At 75.2% G+C, this 25091-nt stretch carries 23 protein-coding genes; 15 read left to right on the top strand and 8 right to left on the bottom strand.

All coding sequences use genetic code 11. From position 1 onward, the window contains the following. Positions 1-347: 347 nt before the first annotated feature. The 3 genes from glgX (at position 348) to treZ (ending at position 6776) form a co-directional block, all read left to right on the top strand. The gene (gene glgX / locus ACWGB8_RS10055) at positions 348-2465 is read left to right on the top strand and encodes a glycogen debranching protein GlgX (RefSeq protein WP_452212063.1); all 2118 of its coding nucleotides are present in this window, start codon (positions 348-350) and stop codon (positions 2463-2465) included. Positions 2466-2616: 151 nt separating this feature from the next. After that, positions 2617-5055, top strand: coding sequence for a malto-oligosyltrehalose synthase (treY, locus tag ACWGB8_RS10050; RefSeq protein WP_452212061.1), 2439 nt, complete (start codon positions 2617-2619; stop codon positions 5053-5055). Continuing rightward, positions 5052-6776, top strand: a complete 1725-nt coding sequence (gene treZ, locus ACWGB8_RS10045; protein ID WP_452212059.1) for a malto-oligosyltrehalose trehalohydrolase — start codon at positions 5052-5054, stop codon at positions 6774-6776. Before treY ends, treZ begins: the two co-directional genes overlap by 4 nt. A 56-nt stretch (positions 6777-6832) precedes the next feature. Here treZ and ACWGB8_RS10040 read toward each other — a convergent pair whose 3' ends face one another. Together ACWGB8_RS10040 and ACWGB8_RS10035 are read right to left on the bottom strand one after the other, a co-directional pair. After that, the gene (locus ACWGB8_RS10040) at positions 6833-7729 is read right to left on the bottom strand and encodes a transketolase family protein (protein ID WP_452212058.1); all 897 of its coding nucleotides are present in this window, start codon (positions 7727-7729) and stop codon (positions 6833-6835) included. Positions 7730-7796: 67 nt separating this feature from the next. Continuing rightward, entirely contained in the window at positions 7797-8447 is a 651-nt protein-coding gene (locus tag ACWGB8_RS10035) for a thiamine pyrophosphate-dependent enzyme (RefSeq protein ID WP_452212080.1), read from the bottom strand. Positions 8448-8642: 195 nt separating this feature from the next. On the opposite strand from ACWGB8_RS10035, the gene soxR reads away from it, so the two are divergent. After that, complete coding sequence (soxR, locus tag ACWGB8_RS10030) at positions 8643-9161, top strand: redox-sensitive transcriptional activator SoxR (protein WP_452212056.1); 519 nt, start codon at positions 8643-8645, stop codon at positions 9159-9161. 72 nt (positions 9162-9233) lie between these two features. Here the strand turns inward: soxR and ACWGB8_RS10025 are convergent, their stop codons facing one another. Beyond that, positions 9234-9707, bottom strand: a complete 474-nt coding sequence (locus tag ACWGB8_RS10025) for an Lrp/AsnC family transcriptional regulator (protein WP_452212055.1) — start codon at positions 9705-9707, stop codon at positions 9234-9236. Between the two features lie 147 nt (positions 9708-9854). Between ACWGB8_RS10025 and ACWGB8_RS10020 the strand changes: the two genes are divergently transcribed. Further along, a complete protein-coding gene (locus ACWGB8_RS10020; RefSeq protein WP_452212053.1) occupies positions 9855-10877 on the top strand; it encodes an asparaginase in 1023 nt (340 codons plus the stop codon). Between the two features lie 212 nt (positions 10878-11089). After that, a complete protein-coding gene (locus tag ACWGB8_RS10015) occupies positions 11090-11740 on the top strand; it encodes a hypothetical protein (RefSeq protein WP_452212051.1) in 651 nt (216 codons plus the stop codon). Between the two features lie 38 nt (positions 11741-11778). Here ACWGB8_RS10015 and ACWGB8_RS10010 read toward each other — a convergent pair whose 3' ends face one another. Continuing rightward, complete coding sequence (locus ACWGB8_RS10010) at positions 11779-12798, bottom strand: TetR/AcrR family transcriptional regulator C-terminal domain-containing protein (RefSeq protein ID WP_452212050.1); 1020 nt, start codon at positions 12796-12798, stop codon at positions 11779-11781. Between the two features lie 217 nt (positions 12799-13015). Here ACWGB8_RS10010 and ACWGB8_RS10005 point away from each other — a divergent pair, with 217 nt between their 5' ends. The 5 genes from ACWGB8_RS10005 to ACWGB8_RS09985 all read left to right on the top strand — a co-directional run bounded on the left by ACWGB8_RS10005 (position 13016) and on the right by ACWGB8_RS09985 (position 17045). Beyond that, positions 13016-14128 carry an FAD-dependent monooxygenase gene (locus tag ACWGB8_RS10005; protein ID WP_452212048.1) on the top strand — a complete coding sequence of 371 codons (1113 nt, stop codon included), beginning with the start codon at positions 13016-13018 and terminating at the stop codon, positions 14126-14128. A gap of 130 nt (positions 14129-14258) precedes the next feature. Continuing rightward, positions 14259-15179, top strand: coding sequence for a TIGR04222 domain-containing membrane protein (locus ACWGB8_RS10000; protein WP_452212046.1), 921 nt, complete (start codon positions 14259-14261; stop codon positions 15177-15179). A gap of 104 nt (positions 15180-15283) precedes the next feature. Further along, positions 15284-16135: an SAM-dependent methyltransferase gene (locus ACWGB8_RS09995; RefSeq protein WP_452212044.1), complete on the top strand. Its 852-nt coding sequence runs from the start codon at positions 15284-15286 to the stop codon at positions 16133-16135. Between the two features lie 63 nt (positions 16136-16198). Further along, positions 16199-16621 carry a helix-turn-helix transcriptional regulator gene (locus tag ACWGB8_RS09990; RefSeq protein WP_452212042.1) on the top strand — a complete coding sequence of 141 codons (423 nt, stop codon included), beginning with the start codon at positions 16199-16201 and terminating at the stop codon, positions 16619-16621. A 10-nt stretch (positions 16622-16631) separates the two neighbouring features. Continuing rightward, positions 16632-17045 carry a VOC family protein gene (locus ACWGB8_RS09985; protein WP_452212040.1) on the top strand — a complete coding sequence of 138 codons (414 nt, stop codon included), beginning with the start codon at positions 16632-16634 and terminating at the stop codon, positions 17043-17045. Here the strand turns inward: ACWGB8_RS09985 and ACWGB8_RS09980 are convergent. Next, the gene (locus tag ACWGB8_RS09980; protein ID WP_452212038.1) at positions 17026-17949 is read right to left on the bottom strand and encodes a LysR family transcriptional regulator; all 924 of its coding nucleotides are present in this window, start codon (positions 17947-17949) and stop codon (positions 17026-17028) included. The genes ACWGB8_RS09985 and ACWGB8_RS09980 overlap by 20 nt on opposite strands. Before the next feature lie 76 nt (positions 17950-18025). Between ACWGB8_RS09980 and ACWGB8_RS09975 the strand changes: the two genes are divergently transcribed. Both ACWGB8_RS09975 and ACWGB8_RS09970 read left to right on the top strand, forming a co-directional pair. Next, complete coding sequence (locus tag ACWGB8_RS09975; RefSeq protein WP_452212037.1) at positions 18026-18748, top strand: CTP synthase C-terminal region-related (seleno)protein; 723 nt, start codon at positions 18026-18028, stop codon at positions 18746-18748. 101 nt (positions 18749-18849) lie between these two features. After that, a complete protein-coding gene (locus ACWGB8_RS09970) occupies positions 18850-19488 on the top strand; it encodes an HD domain-containing protein (RefSeq protein ID WP_452212035.1) in 639 nt (212 codons plus the stop codon). Between the two features lie 18 nt (positions 19489-19506). On the opposite strand, the gene coaE is transcribed toward ACWGB8_RS09970, so the two are convergent. Both coaE and ACWGB8_RS09960 read right to left on the bottom strand, forming a co-directional pair. Then, on the bottom strand, positions 19507-20103 hold the full coding sequence (coaE, locus tag ACWGB8_RS09965; protein WP_452212033.1) for a dephospho-CoA kinase: 597 nt from the start codon (positions 20101-20103) through the stop codon (positions 19507-19509). Between the two features lie 43 nt (positions 20104-20146). Continuing rightward, positions 20147-20806 carry an MBL fold metallo-hydrolase gene (locus ACWGB8_RS09960; RefSeq protein WP_452212031.1) on the bottom strand — a complete coding sequence of 220 codons (660 nt, stop codon included), beginning with the start codon at positions 20804-20806 and terminating at the stop codon, positions 20147-20149. A 118-nt stretch (positions 20807-20924) separates the two neighbouring features. On the opposite strand from ACWGB8_RS09960, the gene ACWGB8_RS09955 reads away from it, so the two are divergent. Further along, on the top strand, positions 20925-21977 hold the full coding sequence (locus tag ACWGB8_RS09955) for an ATP-binding cassette domain-containing protein (RefSeq protein WP_452212029.1): 1053 nt from the start codon (positions 20925-20927) through the stop codon (positions 21975-21977). Next, entirely contained in the window at positions 21974-22792 is an 819-nt protein-coding gene (locus tag ACWGB8_RS09950) for an ABC transporter permease (protein WP_452212027.1), read from the top strand. Before ACWGB8_RS09955 ends, ACWGB8_RS09950 begins: the two co-directional genes overlap by 4 nt. A 13-nt stretch (positions 22793-22805) precedes the next feature. On the opposite strand, the gene ACWGB8_RS09945 is transcribed toward ACWGB8_RS09950, so the two are convergent. After that, positions 22806-25043: an MMPL family transporter gene (locus ACWGB8_RS09945; protein ID WP_452212026.1), complete on the bottom strand. Its 2238-nt coding sequence runs from the start codon at positions 25041-25043 to the stop codon at positions 22806-22808. Positions 25044-25091: the final 48 nt, after the last annotated feature.

The raw sequence follows: 25091 nt of genomic DNA, 5'->3' as shown, positions 1-25091 counted from the left end.
GCGCGAGGAGCCCGCAGCCGGTTGGCCCACGCCCCGCCCGCGCCCCCGCCCGGCCCGGGAGCCGCGTCGGCCGCCGCCCGAGCGCCGCCCGGCGGGCCGCCGGGCGCCCGCGGACCGGGCCGCGCCCCGCCGGTCCGACGCGATGGACACCCGTTCGGGCGAACATGCGGCAGATGGACGCCCTGTCGGGTTGCGCGTCGGGGAGTATGCGGACTGTGCCGTGCGTCACGGTGCGCGACCGCCGCACATGCCCGGCCGCCCGGCCGGGAAGAGAGCCCCCCGGAGTCGGGAAGCATCCGATCGGACTGTGCATCAGTTTGCCGTTGCTGCAAGGGAGTTGAGGACACATGCAGGTCTGGCCGGGGCAGCCCTACCCGCTCGGTGCCACCTACGACGGGGCCGGCACCAACTTCGCGGTGTTCTCCGAGAGCGCCGACCGGATCGAGCTGTGCCTGATCGGCGGGGACGGCTCCGAGACGGCCGTCGAGCTGCGAGAGACCGACGCCTTCGTCCGGCACGCCTACCTCCCGGGCATCGGGCCGGGCCAGCGCTACGGCTTCCGGGTGCACGGCCCGTACAACCCCGGACTGGGCCAGCGGCACAACAGCGCCAAGCTGCTCCTGGACCCGTACGCCAAGGCGATGAGCGGCCACATCGACTGGGACGAGTCCGTCTACGGCTACCACTTCGGAGCCCCCGAGCGCCGCAACGACCTGGACTCCGCCCCGCACACCATGCACTCGGTGGTGATCAACCCGTACTTCGACTGGGGCACCGACCGGCCGCCGCGCACCGAGTACCACCGCACGGTGGTGTACGAGGCGCACGTGAAGGGCCTCACCAGACTCCATCCCGGCATCCCGGAGGACATCCGCGGGACCTACGCGGGCCTCGCGCACCCGGCGGTGATCGAGCACCTGGCCAAGCTGGGCGTCACCGCGATCGAACTGATGCCGGTCCACCAGTTCGTCCGCGACCACCGGCTGCGCGACCTCGGGCTCGCCAACTACTGGGGCTACAACACCGTCGGCTTCTTCGCCCCGCACTCCTCGTACTCCTCCACCGGCGACCGCGGCCAGCAGGTGCAGGAGTTCAAGTCGATGGTGAAGGCGCTGCACGCGGCCGGCATCGAGGTGATCCTCGACGTCGTCTACAACCACACCGCCGAGGGCAACCACCTCGGCCCGACGCTCTCGCTGCGCGGTCTGGACAACGTCTCGTACTACCGGCTCGCCCAGGACCAGCGCTTCTACGAGGACACCACCGGCACCGGCAACAGCCTGCTGATGCGCAGCCCGCACGTGCTCCAGCTGATCATGGACTCGCTGCGCTACTGGGTCACCGAGATGCACGTGGACGGCTTCCGCTTCGACCTCGCCGCCACGCTGGCCCGGCAGTTCCACGAGGTCGACCGGCTGTCGTCGTTCTTCGACCTGGTGCAGCAGGACCCGGTGGTCTCCCAGGCCAAGCTGATCGCCGAGCCGTGGGACCTCGGCGAGGGCGGGTACCAGGTCGGCAACTTCCCTCCGCTGTGGACGGAGTGGAACGGCATGTACCGGGACACCGTGCGCGACCTGTGGCGCGGCGAGAACGCCACGCTCGCCGAGTTCGGCTCCCGGCTCACCGGCTCCTCCGACCTCTACCAGGACGACGGCCGCCGCCCGATCGCCTCGATCAACTTCGTCACCTGCCACGACGGCTTCACCCTGCGCGACCTGGTCTCGTACAACGAGAAGCACAACGAGGCCAACGGCGAGAACAGCCGGGACGGCGAGTCCTTCAACCGCTCCTGGAACTGCGGCGCCGAGGGCCCCAGCGAGGACCCGGCGGTCGAGGAGCTGCGGGCGCGCCAGCAGCGCAACTTCATCGCCACCCTGATGCTCTCCCAGGGCGTGCCGATGCTCTCGCACGGCGACGAGCTCGGCCGCACCCAGCTCGGCAACAACAACGCCTACTGCCAGGACAACGAGCTCTCCTGGGTGCACTGGCCGGAGGGCGACGGGCCGGCCGCCCGGCTGCTGGAGTTCACCCAGGGCATGATCTGGCTCCGCCGCGACCACCCGGTCTTCCGCCGCCGGCGCTTCTTCCACGGCCGCCCGGTCTCCGGCACCCACCAGGACCTCACCGACATCGCCTGGTTCACCCCCGGCGGCAAGGAGATGACCAAGCGGAACTGGGGTGCCAGCTACGCCAAGTCGCTGTCGGTCTTCCTCAACGGCCACGCCATCTCCGAGCCGGACCGGCGCGGCGGGCGGATCGTCGACGACTCCTTCCTGCTGATGTTCAACGCCCACTCCGAGCCGCTGGAGTTCACCGTCCCGGCCGACCACGGCCAGGAGTGGCAGGTGGTGGTCGACACCGCGCAGCCCCGGCTGCCCGCGCCCGGCGCCGGCACCCGGGTCAAGGCCGGCGACACCCTCTGGCTCACCGACCGCTCGCTGCTGGTCCTCCAGCGGCCCGCCTGAGCACCCCGCCCGCGGCCGCGCCGCCACGCCTCCCGACCACCGCCGACACCCGCGCTCCGCTCCCCCGCGGCCGGGCCCGCACCCCGCCCGGTCACCTGTTCGGGCCAACAGCGGGTCTTGGCCACGGGCCCGGGCGGGTACTCATGGACACATGACCTCCGCCGCCGAGCCCGCGCAGCCCCGCCCGGCCGTCATCCCCTCCTCGACCTACCGGCTCCAGCTCCAACCCGGCTTCACGCTGCGCGACGCCACCGCCGCCGTGCCCTACCTGGCCGCGCTCGGCGTCTCCCACCTGCACCTCTCCCCGCTGCTGGAGGCCGCCCCCGGCTCCGCGCACGGCTACGACACCGTCGACCACAGCCGGATCAGCGAGCAGCTCGGCGGCGAAGGCGCCCTGCGCGCCCTCGCCGGCGCCGCCCACCGGCACGGCCTGCGGCTGATCGCCGACGTGGTGCCCAACCACATGGCGGTGCCCGTGCCGGAGCAGCTCAACCGCCCGCTCTGGCAGGTGCTGCGCGACGGCCCGGACTCCCCGTACGCCCGGTGGTTCGACATCGACTGGACCGCCCAGCCCGGCCCGGTCGACGCCCCCGACCGCGGCCGGGTGCTGCTCCCGCTGCTCGGCGAACGGCTCGGCGCCGTCCTGGACCGGCTCGTCGTCGACGGCGACGTGCTCCGCTACCACGACCACGCCTTCCCGCTGCGCCCCGGTACGGCCGGCCTGCCGCTGCCCGAGCTGCTGGCCCGCCAGTGGTACCGGCTCGCCTGGTGGCGCCTCGCCCGCACCGAGCTGAACTACCGCCGGTTCTTCACCGTCAACGAGCTGATCGCCACCCGGGTGGAGGACCCGGAGGTGTTCCGCGCCACCCACGGCGTCCTGCTGCGGCTGCACGCCGAGGGCGTCCTGGACGGCTTCCGGATCGACCACCCCGACGGCCTCGCCGACCCCCGCGGCTACCTGCAGCAGCTCGCCGGGGCCACCGGCGGCGCCTACACCGTCGTCGAGAAGATCCTCACCGGCGACGAGCGGCTCCCGCAGGACTGGCCGTGCGCCGGCACCACCGGCTACGACGCGCTGCGCCGCATCGACGGGGTGCTCACCGACCACGCGGGCGCCTGCCGGCTGGCCGGCGCCTACGCGCGGTTCACCGGCGGGAGCGGTGCCGCCGCCGCCGGCGAGCCCTGCGCCGACCCGCACCCCGCGGTCGCCGCCGCCCGCCAGGGCCGCGCCGACATGACCGGGCCGCAGGGCGAGCTGGCCGCCGAGATCGACCGGCTGGTCCGCCTCGCGGTGCGGATCGGCGCCGCCGAACCCGCGCACGCCGACCACGCGCCCTGGCAGCTGCACACCGCCCTGCGCCGGCTGCTCACCGACTACCCCGCCTACCGCCCGTACGCCCGGCCCGGCGAGAGCGTCCCGCCGGCCTCCCGCGCCCAGCTGCGGGCCGCCCGCAACGGCAGCGGGGACGCCTCGCTCGCCCTGGTCGCCGACCTGGCGCTGGGGCTGCTCGGCCGCAGCCGGGACAAGGACGAGTTCTGCGTGCGGTTCGCCCAGACCGCCGCCGCCGTCGCCGCCAAGGGCGTCGAGGACACCGCCTTCTACCGCTGGAACGCCCTGCTGAGCCTCAACGAGGTCGGCGGCGAACCGGCCCGGCCCGGCACCTCCCCCGAGGAGTTCCACGCCTGGTGCCGCTACGTCGAGACGTACTGGCCGCACACCCTCACCGCGCTCTCCACCCACGACACCAAGCGCAGCGCCGACGCCCGCGCCCGGCTCGCCGTGCTCGCCGAACAGCCCGATCGCTGGGCCGCCGAGGCCGCCGCCTGGTCCACCGCCGCCGGGCCGTGGGCCGACCGGGAGAGCGACTGGCTGCTCTGGCAGACCCTGGTGGCGGCCTGGCCGATCGGCCCCGACCGGCTGGAGTCCGCGCTGCTCAAGGCCGCCCGCGAGGCCAAGACCCGCACCTCGTGGACCACCCCCGACGCCGACTACGAACAGGCCCTGCTGGGCCGGGCCCGCGCGGTGTACGGCGACCCGGGGCTGCTGCCGCGGATCGAGGGGTTCGTCCACGCCCTCGCGCCGCACGCCCGCGCCAACACCCTGGCCGCCGCGCTGCTGCACCTCACCGTGCCCGGCGTGCCGGACCTCTACCAGGGCAGCGAGGAGCCGCTGTACACCCTGGTCGACCCGGACAACCGGCGGGCCGTCGACCTCGGCGCGCTCGCCGTCCGGCTCACCGACGCCGCCACGCCCCGGGCCGACGACCTCGCCCGGGAGAAGCTGCACCTCACCCGGACGGCCCTGCACCTGCGCCGCCGGGGCCCGCTCGGCCCGTACCGCCCGCTGCCCGCCGTCTCGCCGCACCTGCTGGCCTTCGCCCGCGGCGACGACCTGGTCACCGCCGTCACCCGGCTCCCGTACGGGCTGGCGCGGGCCGGCGGGTGGCGCGACGCCGTACTGGAGCTGCCCGGGGGCGGCACGTGGACCGACGAACTGACCGGGCGCCGGCACCGGCCCGGCCCGGTACCGGTCGCCGAGCTGCTCGCCGAGCACCCGGTGGCGCTGCTGACCAGGAGGGGGGAGCGGTGAGGCGGTACGAGGTGTGGGCACCCGCGGCCGGGGAGGGCGTCGAGGTCGAGGTGGACGGCGCCCGCCACCCGCTCCTCCGCGACCCGGAACGGGACGGCTGGTGGCACGGCGAGGCCCCCGACGGCGACTACGCCTTCCGGCTGGACGGCGGCCCGCCGCTGCCCGACCCGCGCTCCCGCCGCCAGCCGCACGGGCCCGACGGCCCCAGCCGCCCCGTCGACCACGAGCGCTTCCACTGGTCGCACCCCGGCCTGCGGGGCAGGCCGCTGCCCGGCGCGGTGCTGTACGAGCTGCACATCGGCACCTTCACCCCGGCCGGCACCTTCGACGCCGCCACCGAACACCTGGACCACCTGGTGGAGCTGGGCGTGGACTTCGTCGAACTGATGCCGGTCTGCCCGTTCCCCGGCCGGCACGGCTGGGGCTACGACGGCGTCTCGCTCTGGGCCGTCCACGAGCCGTACGGCGGCCCGGAGGGGCTCAAGCGCTTCGTCGACGCCGCCCACCGCAAGGGCCTCGGCGTCGTGCTCGACGTGGTGCACAACCACCTCGGCCCGTCGGGCAACCACCTGCCCGCCTTCGGCCCGTACTTCACCGACCGCCACCACACCCCCTGGGGGTCCGCGGTCAACCTGGACGCCCCCGGCTCCGACGAGGTCCGCGCCTACCTGGTCGGCAGCGCCCTGGCCTGGCTGCGCGACTACCGGATCGACGGACTGCGGCTGGACGCCGTGCACGCCCTGGCCGACGACCGGGCCGTCCACTTCCTGGAGCAGCTCGCCACGGAGGTCGACCGGTTGGCGGTCGCCGAGAACCGGCCGCTGTTCCTCGTCGCCGAGTCCGACCTCAACAGCCCGCGCACCACCGCCCCGCGCGAGGCCGGCGGCCTCGGCCTGGCCGCCCAGTGGAGCGACGACTTCCACCACGCCCTGCACTGCGCGCTCACCGGCGAGTCCCAGGGCTACTACGGCGACTTCGCGCGCACCCCGTTGGCCGCGCTGGCCAAGACCCTGACCCGGGGCTTCTTCCACGACGGCAGCTGGTCGAGCTTCCGCGGCCGCAGCCACGGCCGCCCCTTCCCGCCCGGCGCGGGACACCGGCTGCTCGGCTACCTGCAGACCCACGACCAGGTCGGCAACCGGGCACTGGGCGACCGCCTCTCCACCGCGGTCACCCCCGGCCGGCTCGCGGCCGGCGCCGCGCTGGTGCTCACCTCGCCGTTCACCCCGATGCTGTTCATGGGCGAGGAGTGGGGCGCCGCCACCCCCTGGCAGTACTTCACCGACCACACCGACCCGCAGCTCGCCGAGGCCGTCCGGCAGGGCCGGCGACGGGAGTTCGCCGAGCACGGCTGGCGCGCCGAGGCCGTCCCCGACCCGCAGGAGCCGGCCACCGTGCTGCGCTCGGTCCTCGACTGGACCGAGCCGCGCCGCGCCCCGCACGCCGAACTGCTCGACTGGTACCGCCGGTTGATCGCGCTGCGCCGCTCCTGCCCGGAGCTGTCCGATCCGGACCTCTCGGCCGTCGTGGTCCGCCACGACGAGTCGACGCGCCGGCTGGTGGTGCACCGGGGGCCGTACCGGGTGGCGGTCGACCTCGGCGAGGGCGGGACGGCCCCGCTCGACGGTGCCCGGGAGGTGGTCGCCGCCTTCGGCGAACACCGGCTGGAGGGCGGGACGTTGCGGCTCGGACCGGACTCGGTGGCGATCGTCCGGGTGTAGCGCGGCCGGAACGGGCGGCGGGCGACCGGACGGCAGGCGGCCGGACCGCGGTCCGCTCACCAGAGGAAGGTGGCGATCCGCTCCCGCAGCGAGGACGCGTCCAGGCCGTAGGCGGCCAGGTGCTCGGCGATCGAACCGTAGTGGCGGTGCTCCTCGCGCGGCACGCCCAGGCCCAGCACCCGGTGCGGCCGGTCGTTCAGGGCGTCGTGCGCCGCGTTGTTGGAGGTGCCCAGCAGGTACGGCTCGACCACCACCACATCGGCCCGCCCGTCGCCGACCGCCGCCCGCAGGCCCGCCGCGTCGAACGGCCGCACGGTCGCCGCGTACAGCACGGTGACGTTCAGCCCCTCGGTGGCCGCCAGCACGGCGTCCAGCATCGGGCCCACCGCCAGGACCACGCCCTGCGAACCCCGCCGCACCACGGTGAAGCGGCCCGGCTCGACCGCCACCGCGGCGGCGTTACGGTGCTCCGACAGCCGGACGTACACATTGCGGTCGCCGTCCGCCACGGCGTGGCGCAGCAGCGCCTCGGCCTCGTCCGGGTGGCCGGGCACGTGCACCGTCCAGTCCGGCAGGGTGTCCAGCAGGGCGACGTCGCCCGGCGACATGTGGGTGCGGCCCCCGGCCGGCCAGTCGTACGAACCGGCCGCGCTGACCAGGACCGCGCCGACCCCCTGGTGCACCAGGTCCAGCTTCACCTGCTCGAAGGGGCGCTCGACGAGGAAGCTCGCGAAGGTGTGGGCGATCGGGCGCATCCCGGTGAGCGCCAGTCCCCCGGCGGCGCCGATCAGCAGCTGCTCGCGGATGCCCACGTTGACCACCCGGTCGGGGTGCGCCTCGGCGGCCCGGGTGAAGCCGGCGGCGGAGATGTCGGCGAGCACGAGGGCGAGGCGCGGGTCCTCGTCGAGCAGCCGGGTGGTGACGTCCAGGAAGCGCTCGCGCATGGTGTCCATCGGTGAAGTCCTCTGCGGGTCGGGGCGGCGGGGTGCGGGGCGGGATGCGGGCGGGGAGGGGCGCGGCTCAGGCGTTCTTGGGCTCCACCCGGGCGACGACCACGTGCGGGCGGCCCGGGTGCTCGGCGGTGTACGCGGCGTGCAGCGCCTCGTGGTCGCGGCCGTCCACCGTCGCCGTGGACCAGCCCTCGTTGGCGAAGCGGGCCGCGATACCGCCCTCCCAGCCGTGCGTGGCCGAGGAGTTGTCGATCACCAGGACGTGCAGCCGGTCCAGCCCGTACGCGCCGGCGAAGGCGACCGCCTCGTGGTTGGAGCCCTCGTCGAACTCGGCGTCCCCCACCAGCACCCAGACCGCCGGGTCGGACAGTCCCTGGGCGCGCAGCCCGAGCGCCGTCCCGACCGCCAGCGGCAGTCCGTGGCCGAGCGAACCGGAGGCGATCTCCACCCCGGGGATCAGCGTGCGGTCCGGGTGGTGGCCGAGCGGCGAGTCGTACGCGCCGAAGCTCGGCAGCAGCTGCGGGGAGATGAAGCCCTTGGCGGCCAGGACGGCGTAGTAGGCCATCGGCCCGTGGCCCTTGGAGAGCAGGAAGCGGTCGCGGCCCTGGTCGTCGGCGGTCTCCGGGGTGACCCGCAGGACGCGGTCGTAGAGCACCCAGACCGCGTCCAGGGTGGAGGTGGCGGCGGGGCCGTGCTTCTCGGCGCCGGTCATCAGGGACATCAGGCCGGGCAGGTCCGCGAAGGTCACCGGCGCGGTGCCGGTGGCGTCGGGGCCGGGGCGGTCGGCGGCGGGGCGGTCGGCGGCGGGGCGGTCGGCGGCGGGGCGGTCGGCGGCGGGGGCGGTCTTCGCTGCGGTCATGGAAGAGATCGTGCAACTTCAAGCCGACTTGAAGTCAAGCGGCTACAGTGACGTCCCATGAGCGTCATCGGACCGCACCGCACCGACCTGCTGACCATCGGCCAACTCGCCGACCGCAGCGGCCTCGCCACCTCGGCGCTGCGCTACTACGAGAAACTCGGACTGATCCACTCCGAGCGCACCACCGGCGGTCAGCGCCGCTACACCCGCGGGACGCTGCGCCGGGTCGCCTTCGTCCGCGCCGCGCAGCGGGTGGGCCTCTCGCTCGACGAGGCCCGGGTCGCCCTCGACCGGCTGCCCGAACGGCCCGCCCCCAGCGGCGCCGAATGGGACACCGTCGCCACCTCGTGGCAGACCCGGATCGACGAGCAGATCGCCGAACTGGAGCGGCTCAAGGCCAAGCTCACCGGCTGCATCGGCTGCGGCTGCCTCTCGCTCACCCGCTGCAACCTCTACAACGCCGCCGACCGCGCGGGCGAGAGCGGACCGGGCGCCCGCTACCTGCTCACCCGCGACCCGGAGAGCGGCCCGGAACCGGAGCCGGTCGAGCCGGGCTGCCGGCCCGAGCCGGCCTGATCCGGCCCGCGCCGTCCGGGCCGGTTCCCGCCGCGAACCGCGGGCCCGGGGCGCGGACGGGCGGCGCGGGTGTCAGGAGCGCCGTCCGGCGGGGCGGTCGACCGGCAGCCCCCACGGTTCCTTGATCCGCTTCATGATGATCTGCGAGTTCACCTCGGTCACCCCGGAGAGCGAGGTGAGCCGCTCGATCCAGAGCCGCTCGTACGCCTGCAGGTCCGCCACCGCGATCCGCAGCAGGCAGCCCGGGCTGCCGAACAGCCGGTACGCCTCGACGACGTCCGGGATGTCCTGCAGGGCGCGTTCGAAGTCCTCCACCGCCCCGCGCTCGCGGCGCACCTCCACCGAGACCAGCACCTCGAAGCTCCGCCCGACGGCCTCCGGGTCGACGACCGCGCGGTAGCCCTCGATCACGCCGTCCTCCTCCAGCCGGCGCACCCGGCGCATGCAGGGGGACGCGGTCAGTCCGACGCGCTCGGCCAGCTCCTGGTTGCTCAGTCGCCCGTCCCGCTGCAGCTCGCGCAAGATCTTGCGGTCGATGTCGTCCATGGCGCAAGAATCCACCACGTCCGGTGCGAGGGCAACGCTGAACAGGCGATCGAATTGCGGGCTTTGTTTCCTATTCTTGTGGGGTGCCGCCACCCGGGGCGGCGCGGCTCACCCTCACGCAGGTCCACGCACAGGAGAAGCACCACCGTGAAGCACGTCGTCCTCATCACGACCGGCGGCACCATCGCCAGCCGCTGGCAGGGGAGCGGATACGCCTCCGACGCCCCCGGCACCCAGGTGCTGGCCACCGCCGCCCTCCCGGACGGCGTCGACGTCCAGGTGATCGACCTGTTCAACGTGAACAGCCCGCGCCTCACCACCGCCCACCAGCTGGAGCTGCTGCGCACCGTCCACGCGACGCTGGCGCGCCCCGAGGTGGCGGGCGTGGTCGTCGCCCACGGCACCGACACCCTGGAGGAGACGGCCTTCCTCCTCGACCTGCACCACGGCGACGAGCGCCCGGTCGTCCTGACCGGCTCGCAGCTGCCGATGGACGCCGCCGGCGGCGACGGCCCGGGCAACCTGCGCGACTCGCTGCTCACCGCCTCCAGCGTCACCGGGGTCGGCACCCTGGTGGTGTTCGACGGCCGGGTCCACGCGGCGCGCGGCACCGTGAAGACCGAGACCGTCGCGCTGAACGCCTTCGCCGCGCCCTCCGGCACCCCGCTGGGATCGGTCGGCCCGGCCGGCGTCGTCCTGCAGGGCCGTCCGGAGCGCCCGTCGGCGCTCCCGCTGCCGCCGCAGCTGCCGGAGGGGACGGCCCCGTACCGGGTCGACCTGGTGATGCACCACGCCGACGCCGACCCGGCCCTGCTGCGGGCCGCGCTCGCCGCCGGCGCCCAGGGCGTCGTGCTGGTGGCCACCGGCGCCGGCAACGCCACCCCGCAGTTCGTCGAGGTGGTCGCCGAGGCCACCGCGCGGGGCGTCCTGGTGGCGCTGACCACCCGGGTGCCGTCCGGCCCGGTGACCGCGATCTACACCGAGGGCGGCGCGGTCGACCTGATCGCCGCCGGCGCCCAGCCGACCGGCACCCTGCGCGCCGGCCAGGCCCGGATGGCGGTGCTCGCCGCCCTGCTCGGCTCCACCGACCCGCAGGAGCGCCGCCGGCTGCTCGCCCACGCCCTCGCCGCGCCGGACACCTCCGCGTCGGCCCCGCACGCCGCCGCCTGACCGGCGCCCCGCCGCACCACCCCGCTGCGCAGGACGTCGGCTGCTCCGACGTCCTGCGCAGCGGTGCGTCCGGGACCCCGAGCGGGATCCGGTGCCGAGCGGGATCCGGTGGCCGCGGAAACCTGCGGGAGGTGCCCCTCCTGCCATCCTCCGCGTGGCGGCGAGCAGGAACAAGACTGCAATTTCCGGCCCGTGACGCGCACCATGGCGGCATGACCTCCCACCGCCTTTCAGCACGGCTGAGCCATGTCCGCTGGATCTCCGGAGGCACCGGCGCCGGCAAGAGCACCCTCGCCGGGCTGCTCGCCGAGCGGCACGGCCTCACCCGGTACGACGGCGACCGCGCCGAACACCGCTGGCTGGAGCGGTGCACCCGCGACCGGCACCCGCGGCTGCACGCCCTGGGCGGGGCGGCGCCCGGCGAGCCGTGGCGGGGCCGCACCGCCCGGCAGGTGTTCGAGGCCATGCCCGGCCTGCACGGGGAGACCGTCGGCCTGCTGGTCGAGGACCTGCTCGCGCTGCCGGACGACCGGATCGTCCTGGTCGACTACTTCGGCCTGCTGCCCGACCAGGTGGCGCCCCTGCTGGCCCGGCCGGAGCACGCGGTGTTCCTGCTGCCCGCCCCCGACTTCCGGCGGCGGGTGCTGACCGCCCGGTACGCGGACCCGGGCCGCGCCCGCGCCACCTGGGGCGGGCCGGACGCCACCGGGCTGCTCGCCGGGCGCCTGGAGCGGGACGCGCTGTGGGACGCGGAGGTCGGCCGCCGGGCCGCCGAACGCGGGCTCGCCACCGTGGAGGTGGACGGGAGCCTGCCGGCCGCGGCCCTGGCCGACCGGGTCGCCGTGCGGTTCGGCCTGGTCTGAGGTCCGGACCGGGCCCCGGGCCCCGGGCCCGCGCGGCGTCAGGCGCCCGGCCGCCGCGCCGCTGCGGGGCCGTCGATCCGGGCGGCCAGCCCGTCCATGAGCGTGGCGAGCCCGAGCTCGAACAGGGCGTCCAGGTCGAGGTCGTAGCCGTCCGCGAGTTCGGCGGTGAGCCGGGCGAAGACCGGGAACCGGCCCGAGGCGGCGAGAGCGCCGAGGGTGGGTTCCCGGCCGGCCAGCCACTGGTCGTCGGTGAGCCCGGTGGCGGCCCTGGCCTGGGCCTCCCGTTCCAGGTTGGCCGCGATGCCCTCGACGTAGCCGTACAGCAGCACGTGGATGTCCAGCACGGTGGCCGCGTCCAGCCCGTGGCCGTCCAGGGCGGCGAGCGCCCACTCGGCGTGCACCATCAGGTTGGGCAGCACCAGCGGCCGGCTGACCGGGCTGAGCTGCACCAGCCAGGGGTGGCGCCGGAACAGTGTCCAGAGCGTCCGGGCGCCCAGCTCCAGCCGGGGCCGCCAGCCCTGCGGCGGGTCGGCGGGGTAGACCGCTTCGCCGAAGGCGGCGTCGGCCGCCAGCAGGACGAGCTCCTCCTTGCTGGTCACGTGGCGGTAGGGGGACATCGCGGAGACCCCGAGCCGGGCCGCGATCGCGCGCATCGACAGCGCGCCGAGCCCTTCGGCGTCGGCCAGGTCCAGGGCCGTACGGATCAGCCGCTCGCGGCTCAACTCCCGGTCGGGGGCCTCCGGTCGGCGCGGTCGGCCGGTCCCCGGGGCGTCCCCGGTCGCGGCCGGCACCCCCGGCACTCCGGGCGCAGCGGGCAGGCGGTCGGCCGGGGCCGCCGGAGCGGCCACCACGGTGCCGATCCGCGGCCGGGCCTCCACCAGGCCCTCCAGGCGCAGCACGGTGAGCGCCTTGGTGGCGGTGGCGAGGGCGACGTTCCAGTCCTGGGCGAGCCGCCGGGTCGAGGGCACCCGCTCGCCCGGGGCGAGTTCGCCGGTGGCGATGCGCCGACGGAGTTCGGCGGCGATGCGCTGGAAGGGCGGGCCGGTCTCCGGTGCCATGCAGGCGTCCTCCTCGGAAGATCTCTTTCTGCCGGGGCCTCCCCCTGTACTAGCTCAGACCCTACCAGCGCGAATGCCGCCCGGTGGGCCGCTGTACTAGCGCAGATAAGGCCCCGGGTGGGCGATCGACCCCTTGCGCCGCTCTGTATTTACGGCATACATTCACCTTGCTTACAGCGTAACGACAGCCGACAGGCACCGATCGAAGGAGCATCCCGTGCAGACCGTCCTCATCTCCGGCGGCGGCATCGCCGGCACCGCGCTCGCCCACCTGCTGCGCCGGGGCGGCTTCGCCCCGACCGTGGTCGAGCTGTCCCCGGCCCCGCGCCGCGGCGGCCAGGCCGTCGACATCCGCGGCGTCGCCCTCGACGTGGTCGAGCGGCTCGGCCTGACCGAGCGGGTCCGGGCCGCCCGCACGCAGATGCGCGGCATGTCCGTCCTCGACGCCGACGGCAACGAGGTGCACCGCTCCACCGAGGCCACCTACAGCGCCGGCCGGCTCGACAGCGCGGACGTCGAGCTGCTGCGCGAGGACCTCGTCGGCATGCTGTACGAACTCACCGCCGACGACGCCGAGTTCCTCCACGGCGACAGCATCACCGGACTCCGCGAGGACGAGCACGGCGTCCACGTCACCTTCCAGCACGGGGAGCCCCGCACCTTCGACCTGGTGATCGGCGCGGACGGCCTGCACTCGCGGGTCCGCAAGCTCGCCTTCGGCCCGGAGGAGCGGTTCCTGCAGCACCTCGGCACCCACCTCGCCATCTTCAGCGCCGACAACTTCCTCGACCTGGAGGACTGGCAGGTCTGGCAGCGCGACGGCGCCGCCGGCTACGGCGTCTACCCGGTCCGCGGCAACAGCGAGCTGCGGGTCATCTTCGGGTACGAGGCGGCGGGCCCGGCCGTCCGCGACCCCGAGCAGAGCCGGAAGCTGGTCGCCGAGCGGATGTCCGCCCTGCGCTGGGAGACGCCCCGCCTGCTGGACGCCCTGCACCGCGCCCCCGACTACTACGCCGACGCGATGGCCCAGGTCCACCTGGAGCAGTGGTCGGCCGGCCGGATCGCGCTGCTCGGCGACGCCGGCTACTGCGCCTCCCCGCTCTCCGGGCAGGGCACCAGCCTCGCCCTGGTCGGCGCCCACGTCCTGGCCGACGAACTGGGCCGCGCCCGCAAGGACGGCGAGGACCACCGCGCCGCCTTCGAGCGGTACGAGGAGCGGATGCGCCCCTTCGTCGCCGCCAACCAGGCCCTCGCCACCGAGAACCCCGGCGGCCCGGCCTCCGAGGAGTCCGTCGAGCGCGCCAAGAACGCCATCGCGCTCGACCGGTGAGCCCGGCGCCCGCCACCCGGGAATCAGTCAACTGTCCGCTCCTGCACACCACTTGCGTACACCGGTGCGCCGCTCCCACACTGGCGGGAACGGCGCACCGGGGAGGGGGCGCCGCAGGCACGGGGGCGTCATGGTGTGGGGGTTCCTGGTTCCGCTGCTCGTCTCCGCCGCGGTGTCGGCCGCGGCGGCACTCCGACTGCGCCGGGCCCGGCAGGCGCTGCGCCGGCCCGAGCGGGAGGCGCGCCGGCCGTACCGCGCCGACGTCTACGAACTCGCCTTCGTGGCCGCGCACCTGCCCGAGACCCTGGTCACCGCGCTGCACGCGGACGGCCGGCTGGTCGCCTCCCGCGCGGGCACCGTCACGGTCACCGACGGCGACCCCCGGGAGCCCGTCGAGGCCGCGGTCGCCCTGGCGGCCGGCCCCACCCGCACCCACGACCTGCTCGACCTGCTCGCCTCCGTCCCGTTCAAGGCCCCGCACCGGGCCTTCGAGAAGCAGCTGATGCGCACCGGCCTGCTCCAGGACGACGACCTGCACGCCCGGGCCGTCCGGGCCGCCGGGTCCCTCCGGACGGCCGCCGTCCTGGTCGCCGCGGCGGGCGGGTTCTCCGCCTGGTGGGCGCACCGGCACGACGAGGGCGTCCTGCTCCGCCTCCTCCCCTTCGCGGCCCTGCTGGCCGCCGCGGTCGTCCTGGCCGTCCGGGGGCGGCCGGAGCGCACCTTCACCACCGCCCTCGGCGCCGGCGTCCTGACGAAGGCGCTCGCAGACCCCGCCCCGCGGCCGCCCGCCCTCGCCGTGGCACTCGGCGGACTCGCCGCCCTGCCGGCCGACCACGACCTCGCCATCGCCCTGGCCGGCTCCCGCGCGGCGGCCGAGGCCGAACAGGCGGCACGGGCGGCACGGGCGGCGGCCGAACGGCGCCGGCGGGCCGAGGCGGCCGCGCGCTCCCGCAGCGCCTCCGGCAGCGACGGCGCAGGCCTGGGAAGTCCCGGCGGCTGCGGCGGGAGCAGCTGCGGCGGCGGCTGCGGAGGGTGCGGCGGCGGGCTGTGACGCCCCGAACTGACGGGCCCGGATTCCGGAAGCGGGCGGCACACGCCCGGGTCGGCACCTAAGCTGCCCCTTCGAGATCACAATCGCCCAAGGGGAGGCCGGACATGACCGAGCATCACGGCATCGAGCTGGAGTGGCTGAACGGCGACACCAGCGACCTCCGGCCGCCCGTCGACCTGCGCCCGGAGATCCCGCACCCCGCCCGGATGTACGACTACTACCTCGGCGGCAAGGACAACTTCCCCGCCGACCGCGAGGCCGCGGAGAAGGTGATCGCACTCAGCCCGCTGGTCCGGATCAGCGCCCTCGCCAACCGGGCCTTCCTCGGCCGCGCCGTGCACCACCTGGCGGCCTCCGGCGTACGGCAGTTCATCGACATCGGCACCGGCATACCGACCGCCGGCAACACCCACCAGATCGCCCAGCAGGTGCACCCCGACGCCAGAGTCGTCTACGTGGACAACGACCCGATCGTGCTGGTCCACAGCCGGGCCCTGCTGAGCGGGACGACCCCCGGGAGCACCGCCGTCGTCCAGGCCGACCTGCGCGACCCCGCGGGCATCCTGGAGAACCCCGAGGTGCGCAAGGCGATCGACTCCGGGCAGCCGGTCGCGCTGCTGCTGTTCGCCGTCCTGCACTTCATCGACGACGCGGACGAGCCGCACGGCATCGTCCGCACCCTGGTCGACGCGCTGCCCTCCGGCAGCCTGCTGGCGATCTCGCACGCCACCGGCGACTTCGCCCCGCCCGTCGACGCCGCCAAGGGCCCCGCCCTCTACCGCAACGCCTCCGCCCAGCTGACCATGCGCACCCGCGAGCAGGTCCTGCGCTTCTTCGACGGCCTCGAACTCGCCGACCCCGGGCTGGTCACCGCCCCCCTCTGGCGCCCCGACCAGCCGGCCCTGCCCACCGACGCCCAGGTCGCCCTCTGGGTCGGCGTCGCCCGCAAGCCCTGAGGACGGGCCGCCCGCGGAGGGTGCCCGGAGGAGCTGCGGGGGAGGTGTGGGAGGGTGGGTGGTGTGACGAGCCTGGAGGACCTCCGGCGGCTGCGCCGGGCCCGCGACGCGATGGACCGCGACTACATGGAGCCGCTGGACGTGACGGCACTGGCGCGGGTCGCGCTGATGTCGGCGGGCCACTTCTCCCGCAGCTTCCGCGCGGCCTTCGGGGAGACCCCGTACAGCTACCTCATGACCCGCCGGATCGAGCGGGCCAAGGCCCTGCTGCGCCGGGGCGACCTGTCGGTGACCGAGGTCTGCTTCGCGGTCGGCTGTACCTCGCTGGGCTCGTTCAGCTCCCGGTTCACCGAGCTGGTGGGCGAGACCCCGAGCGCCTACCGGGCCCGCGGCCACGAGGACGGCGCGGCGGTCCCGGCCTGCATCGCCAAGATCCACACCCGACCGGTCAGGAACGGAGAAGCGAAAGCCGGACCCCGCCCGTAGCGTGAAACGCATGGACATCAAGCTTTCGCAGTGCTTCATCGCCGTCGACGACCACGACAAGGCGCTGGTCTTCTACCGGGACGTGCTCGGCCTGGAGGTGCGCAACGACGTCGGCTTCGAGGGGATGCGCTGGGTGACCCTCGGCGCCCCCTCCCAGCCCGACGTCAGCATCGTCCTCGAACCGCCGCTCGCCGACCCCGGTGCCTCCCCCGCCGACCGCGAGGCCGTGGCGCAGCTGCTCGCCAAGGGCCTGCTGCGGGCCGTCATCTTCGCCACCGAGGACTGCGACGCCACCTTCGAACGCATCCGCGCGGCGGGCGGCGAGGTGCTGCAGGAGCCGGTCGACCAGCCGTACGGCGTGCGCGACTGCGCCTTCCGCGACCCGGCCGGCAACATGCTGCGCTTCACCCAGCCCCGCCGGTAGCGGCCGGGCCCGGCCCGGGCCGCCGGCCCAGCAGTTCCGCCAGCAGCGCCGCCGGGCCGCCCGCGGGCAGGCTGCCGTGCACCAGCTCGGTGCGGTGGACCAGTCGCGGCGTCCGGACGGGCACCGCGACGACGCCCGGCGCCCCGGCGGCGGCCGGTTGCGGCAGCACGGTCAGGCCGTGGCCGGCGGCGACCAGGACGAGCAGGCCGCGCACGTCACCGCCCCGGTACACCGCGGCGGGCCGGTAGCCGTCGACGCCGGTCGCGGCCCGCAGCCGGTCGGGCGTCGGGGCGATCCCGGGGGCGTCCAGCCAGCGGGCGGCGGAGAGGTCGGCGAGCGCGAGGCCCGGACGCCCGGCCAGCGGGTGGTCGGCGGGCAGGGCGACGGCGAGCGGCTGCTCCCCGACGGCGACCGTCGCGAGCGGCCCCGTCTCGGGCAGCGGCAGCGGATCGCTGGGTGCGGCGAGGCCGTCGACCAGCGCGAGGTCGACCTCGCCGGTGGCGGCCAGGGCGGGCAGTTCCTCGTGCGCGTGCACCCGGACGGCCAGGTCGAGCCTCGGGTGCGAGCGGCGCACCCCGGCCAGCGCGAGCGCCACCTCGGCGGTGAGCGCCAGCGGCGTCGTCCCGAGGACCAGGCGGGCGCTCGGCGCCCGTACCAGGCGCCTGATGTCGGCGCGCGCCGCGTCGAGCCGCACCAGCAGCGGCCCGGCGTGTTCCAGCAGCCGCGCGCCCGCCTCGGTCGGGCCGACCGGGCGGCGGTGCAGCAGGGCGGCCCCGAGGTCGGCCTCCAGCACCGCGATCTGCTGGGAGACGGCCGACTGGGTGTAGCCGAGTTCGCGCGCCGCCTCGGAGAAGGAGCCCAGGCGGCAGACGGCGACGAAGGTGCGCAGCTGGTGCGGATCCATACCCATCAGTATTCCTGATCCCGACAGCACCGATCATCGTTGGATCCGATGGCACTCCCCGGGTCAGGATGGCGTCATGACCCCGCACCTGCCCCGGCTCGCCCTGGTCGGCGACCGCTCCGTCGAAATCCGCTCGCACGCCCGGATCCCCGGCCTGCTCGACGCGCTCGCCGAACGCGACCGGCTCGCCCTGGACGCCTACTGGATCCCCACCGAGGACGCCGAGGCCCCCGGCGCGCTGGACGGCTTCGACGCGATCTGGCTGCTGCCCGGCAGCCCGTACCGCAGCGAGGCGGGCGCCGTCGCGGCCGTCCGCACCGCCCGCGAGCGGCACATCCCCTTCCTCGGGACCTGCGCCGGCTTCCAGCACGCCGTCCTGGAGTACGCCCGCAACGTCTGCGGCCTCGGCACCGCCGCGCACGCGGAGAGCGACCCCGCGGGCGGGCAGCTGCTGATCGTGCCGCTGAGCTGCTCCCTGGTCGGGCACGAGGGCGTCGTCGACCTCGCCCCCGGCTCGCTCGCCGAACGCGTCCTCGGCACCACCCGCACCGTGGAGCGCTACCACTGCGCGTACGGGCTCAACGACGCGTACCTGGACGAACTGCGCGCCCACGGACTGGTGTTCAGCGGGTCCGACGCGGCCGGCGAGGTGCGGATCGCGGAGCTGCCGGACCACCCGTTCTTCCTGGCCAGCCTCTTCCAGCCGGAGCTGGCCGGCGACGGCACCCGCCCGCACCCCGCCGTACGCGCCTTCGCCGCCGCGGCCGTCGCCCGCACCGAGGCCGCCGTCCGGACCTGACGGCCCGCCGCCTCGCCGCACGACCGTCCCGCCGCCCGTCGAACCGCCCGCCCCACCGTCCCGCCGAACCGCACACCGGACCCGCAGAGGAGCACACCGCCATGGCCACCGAGATCGCCGGAGTGAAGATCCCCGACAGCAGCCTCGCCACCGAGGCCACCGAGCTGGTCCGGGACGCCTCCACCGACCTGCTCTTCCACCACTCGCGCCGCGTCTACCTCTTCGGCGCCCTCACCGGAGAGCGCCGCGGACTCGCTTTCGACCCCGAACTGCTCTACCTCGCCGCGATGTTCCACGACCTGGGCCTCGCCCCCGCGCACCGCGCCTCCGGGCGGCGGTTCGAGGTCGACGGCGCCGAGGCCGCCGCGGCCTTCCTGCGCGGACACGGGCTGCCCGAGCAGCGGATCCGCCTGGTCTGGGAGGCGATCGCCCTGCACACCACGCCCGGCATCCCCGAGTACCTGGAACCGGAGATCGCCCTCACCACGGCCGGCGTGGAACTCGACGTGCTCGGCCTCGGCTACCACGACCTCGACACCGCGGCCCGGGACGCCGTGGTCGCCGCCCACCCGCGCCCCGACTTCAAGCGCGGCATCCTGCGCTCCTTCCACGAGGGCATCGCACCGAAGCCCGCGACCGCCTTCGGCAACGTCAAGGCGGACGTGCTGGCCCGCTTCGAGCCGGGCTTCGCCCGCACCGACTTCGTCGAGGTGATCGAGGACTCCCCCTGGCCGGAGTGACCCGCTCGGCCCAAGGCGTCAGGCCCGCCGCGCGGACAGCTCCGACCACACCGCGCCCACCCGGGCCGCCAGGCCCTCCAGCGGACCGCTGTTGTCCACCACGACGTCCGCGATCGCCAGCCGGTCGGCCCGGCTCGCCTGGGCGGCCATCCGGGCCCGGGCCTCCTCCTCGGTCATGCCGCGCAGCCGGGTCAGCCGGTCGATCCGCACCTCGTCGGCGGCGTCGACGACCAGGACCAGGTCGTACAGCGGCGCGAGGCCGTTCTCGGCGAGCAGCGGGACGTCGTGCACCACGACCGCGTCCTCGGCGGCGCCCGCCTCCAGTTCGGCGGAGCGGGCCCGCACCAGGGGGTGGACGATCGCGTTCAGGGCCTGCAGCCGCTCGGGGTCGGCGAAGACGACGGCCCCGAGGGCGGGGCGGTCCAGCGAGCCGTCCGCCCGCAGCACCCCGGGGCCGAACTCGGCGACCACCGCCCGCAGGCCGTCCGTCCCGGGGGCGACCACCTCGCGGGCGATCACGTCGGAGTCCACGATCACCGCGCCGTGGGCGGCGAGCAGGCGCGACACCTCGCTCTTGCCCGCGCCGATGCCGCCCGTCAGTCCGATCTTCAGCATGGCGCCAGGCTACCGGCGCGGACCGCCCGCGGTGGCGGCGCGGTCACTCCCGTCCCGGACCGCCGTCCAGGTCGAGGCTCTCCCCCGCCGCCAGCGCCCGCAGCTCCGCGCCCGTCCCCGGGCCGCCGCTGCCGACCAGCCGGGTATGGATGGCCAGGCCCTCCGGGCTGAGCACCGCGTCGTGCACCGCCAGCGCCTGCTCCGGCCCGGCCTCCCGGACGTAGTCGATCAGCTCGCCGACCTTGCTCCACGGCGCGGCAATCGGCAGCAGCAGCGTCCGCACCGGGTGCGGCGGCACGGTCAGCGCGTCACCGGGGTGGAAGACCCGCCCGTCGACCAGGAAGCCGATGTTGCGCACCAGCGGGATCTCCCGGTGGATCTCGGCGTGCCACTCCCCGTGCACGCTCACCCCGATCCCGCCGACCTCGAAGGCGTCGCCCTCGCCGACCGCGGTCACCCGCCCGCCCAGGCCCTCCAGCTTCGCCGCCACCGCCGGGTTGGTCCACACCCGCAGCGCCGGGTCCGCGGCCAGCGCGGCCCGCAGCCCGGCCTCCTCGAAGTGGTCGAAGTGCTCGTGGGTGATCAGCACGGCGTCCGCGCCGGCCAGCGCCGCCGGGTCGGTGAACGCCCCGGGGTCGACGACGAGGGTGGTGCCGCCCCGTTCGAGGCGCACACAGGCATGTCCGAACTTGGTCAGTCGCATGGCCGCCACAGTACGCCGCCGATCTCCGCTCTCCGGTGGAACCCGGCGTCCGGCGGGCGCACAGTGGAAGGGTGTGTGCGCCGGAGCCCGGCGCGCCGACGAGGCGGGAGGTCCGGCCGTGGCGGACGCGATCCAGGCGGAGGGTCTGGTCAAGCGGTTCAAGGAGACCGAGGCACTGGCGGGCATCGACCTGGTCGCCAGATCCGGCACCGTCCTCGGCCTGCTCGGCCCCAACGGCGCCGGGAAGACCACCGCCGTACGGATCTTCGCCACCCTGCTGCGCCCCGACGGCGGACGCGCCCTGGTCGGCGGGCACGACGTGGTCCGCGAACCCGGCCGGGTCCGCGCGATGCTCGGCCTCACCGGCCAGTACGCCGCCGTCGACGAGAACCTCAGCGGCACCGAGAACCTGCTGATGATCGGCCGCCTGCTCGGCCTCCCCCGCCCCGAGGCCCGCGCCCGGGCCGCCGACCTGCTGGAGCGCTTCCGGCTGACCGACGCCGCGGGCCGCGCCGCCAAGGGCTACTCCGGCGGCATGCGCCGCCGCCTCGACCTGGCCGCCAGCCTGGTCGGCCGGCCGAGCATCCTCTTCCTCGACGAGCCGACCACCGGCCTCGACCCGCACGCCCGCGGCGAGCTGTGGGAGTTGCTGCGCGGCCTGGTCGCCGAGGGCGTCACCGCCCTGCTCACCACCCAGTACCTGGACGAGGCGGACCGGCTCGCCGACGAGATCGTGGTGATCGACAAGGGCCGGGTGATCGCCGGCGGCACCCCCGACGAGCTGAAGGACCGCACCGGCGGCCAGGTGCTGGAGCTGCGCCCGGTCCGCGCGGCGGACCTGGCCCGGGCGCACGCCCTGATCGGCGAGACCGCGGGACCGCAGGCCCGGATCGAGGGCGGGGCGGTCACCGCGCCGGTCAACGACCCCGAGCTGATGCCCGCGGTGGTCCGCCGGCTGGACGCCGCCGGGATCGCCGTCGGCGAGCTGGCCCTGCGCCGCTCCAGCCTGGACGAGGTCTTCCTCGCCCTGACCGGCCACCGCGCCGAACCGGACGCCGATCCGCGGATCGAGCAGGACGACCCGGACGGCCCCGACGGCCGGGAGGGCCCCGACGGCCGGGACGGTCCGGCGCAGGACGCGTACCAGCAGGCCGGGGGGAGGACGTCATGACCGCCGCCGTCACCGACCGGCCCTCCGCCGCCCCCGGCCGGGGCAACCGGGTGGGCCCGCTCGCCGCCCTCCAACAGACCGGCACGATGGCCTGGCGCAGCCTGGTCTCGGTCAAGCACAACCCGCTGGAGCTGGTCGACTTCAGCATCACGCCGATCATGTTCGTGCTGCTGTTCACCTACGTCATGGGCGGCCAGATGGCCGGCTCCCCGCAGGAGTACCTGCAGTACGCGCTGGCCGGCATCATCTGCCAGAACGCCCTGTTCACGACCACCTACACGGCGATGTCGCTCAACGCCGACCTGACCAAGGGCGTCTTCGACCGGCTGCGCAGCCTGCCGATCGCCCGCGCGGCGCCGCTGTTCGGCCGGATCGCCGCCGACCTGTGCAAGCAGCTGTGGGCGATGCTGCTGATGATCGGGCTGGGCCTGCTGATGGGCTTCCGGATCACCACCGGGATCGGCGGGGTGGCCGCGGCGGCGGCGCTGCTGCTGGTGTTCACCGCCGCGGTCTCCTGGAGCGCGGTGCTGATCGGGATGGTGGCGGGCGACGCGGAGAAGGTCCAGGTGTTCGCGTTCACCCTGATCTTCCCGATCACCTTCACCAGCAGCGCGTTCGTCATGGTGGACACCATGCCGGGCTGGCTGCAGGCGTGGGCGGACGTCAACCCGGTGACGCACCTGTCGGACGCCTTCCGCGGCCTGCTCACCGGCGGCCCGGTGGCCGAGCCGGTGATGTGGACGCTGGTGTGGGCGGCCGGCATCGCCGCGGTGTTCTACCCGCTGGCGATGCGCGTCTACCGCGCCCGCAGCTGAGCGTCCGCGCCGGTCACCCGGCGGCGCCCGCCGCGGCCGGCGCCGGCTCGGGGCTGCGCGGCGCGGGCAGTCCGCCGGCCGGGGTGGGCAGCGGCGGCAGGTCGACGTGCTCGCTGAGGCCGAAGCGGCGGTGCAGGCGGCGCAGCGGGGCCGGGGCCCACCAGTTGAACTCGCCGAACAGGCTCATCGCGGCCGGGACCAGCAGGCAGCGGACCAGGGTGGCGTCGACCGCGACGGCGACCGCCAGGGCGATGCCCATCTGCTTGACCATCAGCATGTCGCCGATGGCGAAGCCCGCGAAGACGATCACCATCAGCAGGGCCGCCGACGTGATGATCCGACCGCTGCGCTGGACGCCGAGCTCCACCGAGCGCTCGTTGCTGTGGCCGCGGTCGCGCAGTTCCTTGATCCGCGCGAGCAGGAAGACCTCGTAGTCCATCGAGAGGCCGAAGGCGAAGGCGAAGACCAGCACCGGGATGAAGGTCTCCAGGCCGCCGGTCGGGCTGAAGCCGAGCAGGCCGCTGAACCAGCCGTCCTGGAAGACCAGGGTGAGCGCGCCGAGCGAGGCGCCCAGCGACAGCAGGTTCATCAGCAGCGCCTTGACCGGCATCACCACCGATCCGGTCATCAGGAACAGCAGGACCAGGGTGCCGAGCGCGACCAGGCCGAGCGCGATCGGACCGCGGGTGAGCAGTTCGTGCTGGAAGTCGACGATCGAGGCGGCGCCGCCGGTGACGTGCGTGGTGAGGCCGCCGCGGTCGGCGCGCAGCTTCTCGACCACCTGCTGGGCCTGCTCGCCCTGCGGGTCGCCGTGCACCAGGACGTCGATGGTGGAGACCCGGTCGCCGGTGCCGACCGGGGCGACGGCGCGGACGCCGCTGACCCCGGGCACCCCGGCCACGACCTTGTCGGCGTACTCCTGGGCGGCCGCGGCGCTGCCCTCGACGACGACGGTGACGGGGGCGGCGGAGGCCTGCGGGAAGCGCTGGTCGACGGTCTCGGCGACCTGGCGGCCGATCGAGGAGGAGGGCAGGACGGAGGCCCCGGAGCTGCGCATCTCGGCGTGCAGGAACGGGACGCCGGCCGCGACCAGCAGGGCGGTGCAGGCGAGGGCGACGGCCACCGCGCGCTTGCGGACCACCCGGACGGTCCGGCTGAAGAAGCCCTCGTCCGGCACGGGGGCGGTGGGGGCCTTGATCCGGTGGCCGGTGAAGCCGAGCAGCGCGGGGACGAGGGTGAGCGCGGCGGCGACCGCGATCACGACCACGCTGACGCCGGCCGCGGCGACCGCACCCAGGACGGGGCTGGTGAAGACGAAGAGTCCGGCGAGCGCGACGGCGACGGTGAGCCCGGAGAACGCGACGGTGCGCCCGGCGGTGGCCGCGGTCCGTTCGACGGCGGCGGCGATGCCCGCGCCGTGGCCGCGTTCCTCGCGGAAACGATTCACCATGAGCAGCGCGTAGTCGATCGAGAGGCCCAGGCCGAGCACGGTGGCGATCGGCAGCACGCTGGTGTCGATGTCCATGATCCGGCTGAAGCCGTACATCGCGAGCAGCGAGCCGCCCACCGAGGCGATCGCGCCGATCACCGGCAGGCCGGCCGCGGCGAGGCCGCCGAAGACCAGCACCATGACGATCAGGGTCAGCGGCAGGGTGACGATCTCGCCGAAGCGGGTGTCCCGCTCGGTCTGCTCCTTGACCTCCTGCTCCAGCACGAGGTCGCCACCCACCTTGACGCTCGCGCCGTCGGCCGTGATGCCGGCCAGGCGCTCCCCGACGGCGTCGGCCTCGGCGGCGCTGCTGCCGTCGGCCATCCGTACGGAGACCAGGCTCGCGGTGCCGTCGGCGGAGCGCAGGGCGGCGGCGGACGGGTCGGCGCGGTAGGCGTCGGCGACCGAGGACACCCCGGGCAGGGCGGCGATCTCGGCGGTGGCCCGGGTGACGGCCTCCCGTACCGCGGGGTCGTCGACCGGGCGGCCGTCGACCACGGCGGTGAGGGTGCCGCGGGCGGGGTCCGCCGCGGTGACCACGGCGCTGCCCCGGTCGGCCTCGGAGGCCGCGGAGGAGGCACCGGCGACCGTCCCCTCGAAGACCCGGCCGCCGATCAGCACGCCGACCACCAGAACGACGGCCCAGAGGCCGAGCACCCAGCGGCGGTGGCGGAAGCAGAAGCGGCCGAGGGCGGCGAGGCGTCCGGGGACCTGCTGGTCGGCGGGGAGCGGGAGGGGGGTCACTGCGGGGCTACGGCGCATGTGCAGGTGGTGCCCTTGCGTGCGGGGCCGATCGTAGGACCGATCGGA

The organism is Kitasatospora sp. NPDC054939, assembly GCF_053610105.1.
This window is presented reverse-complemented; position numbering and strand designations above follow the sequence as displayed.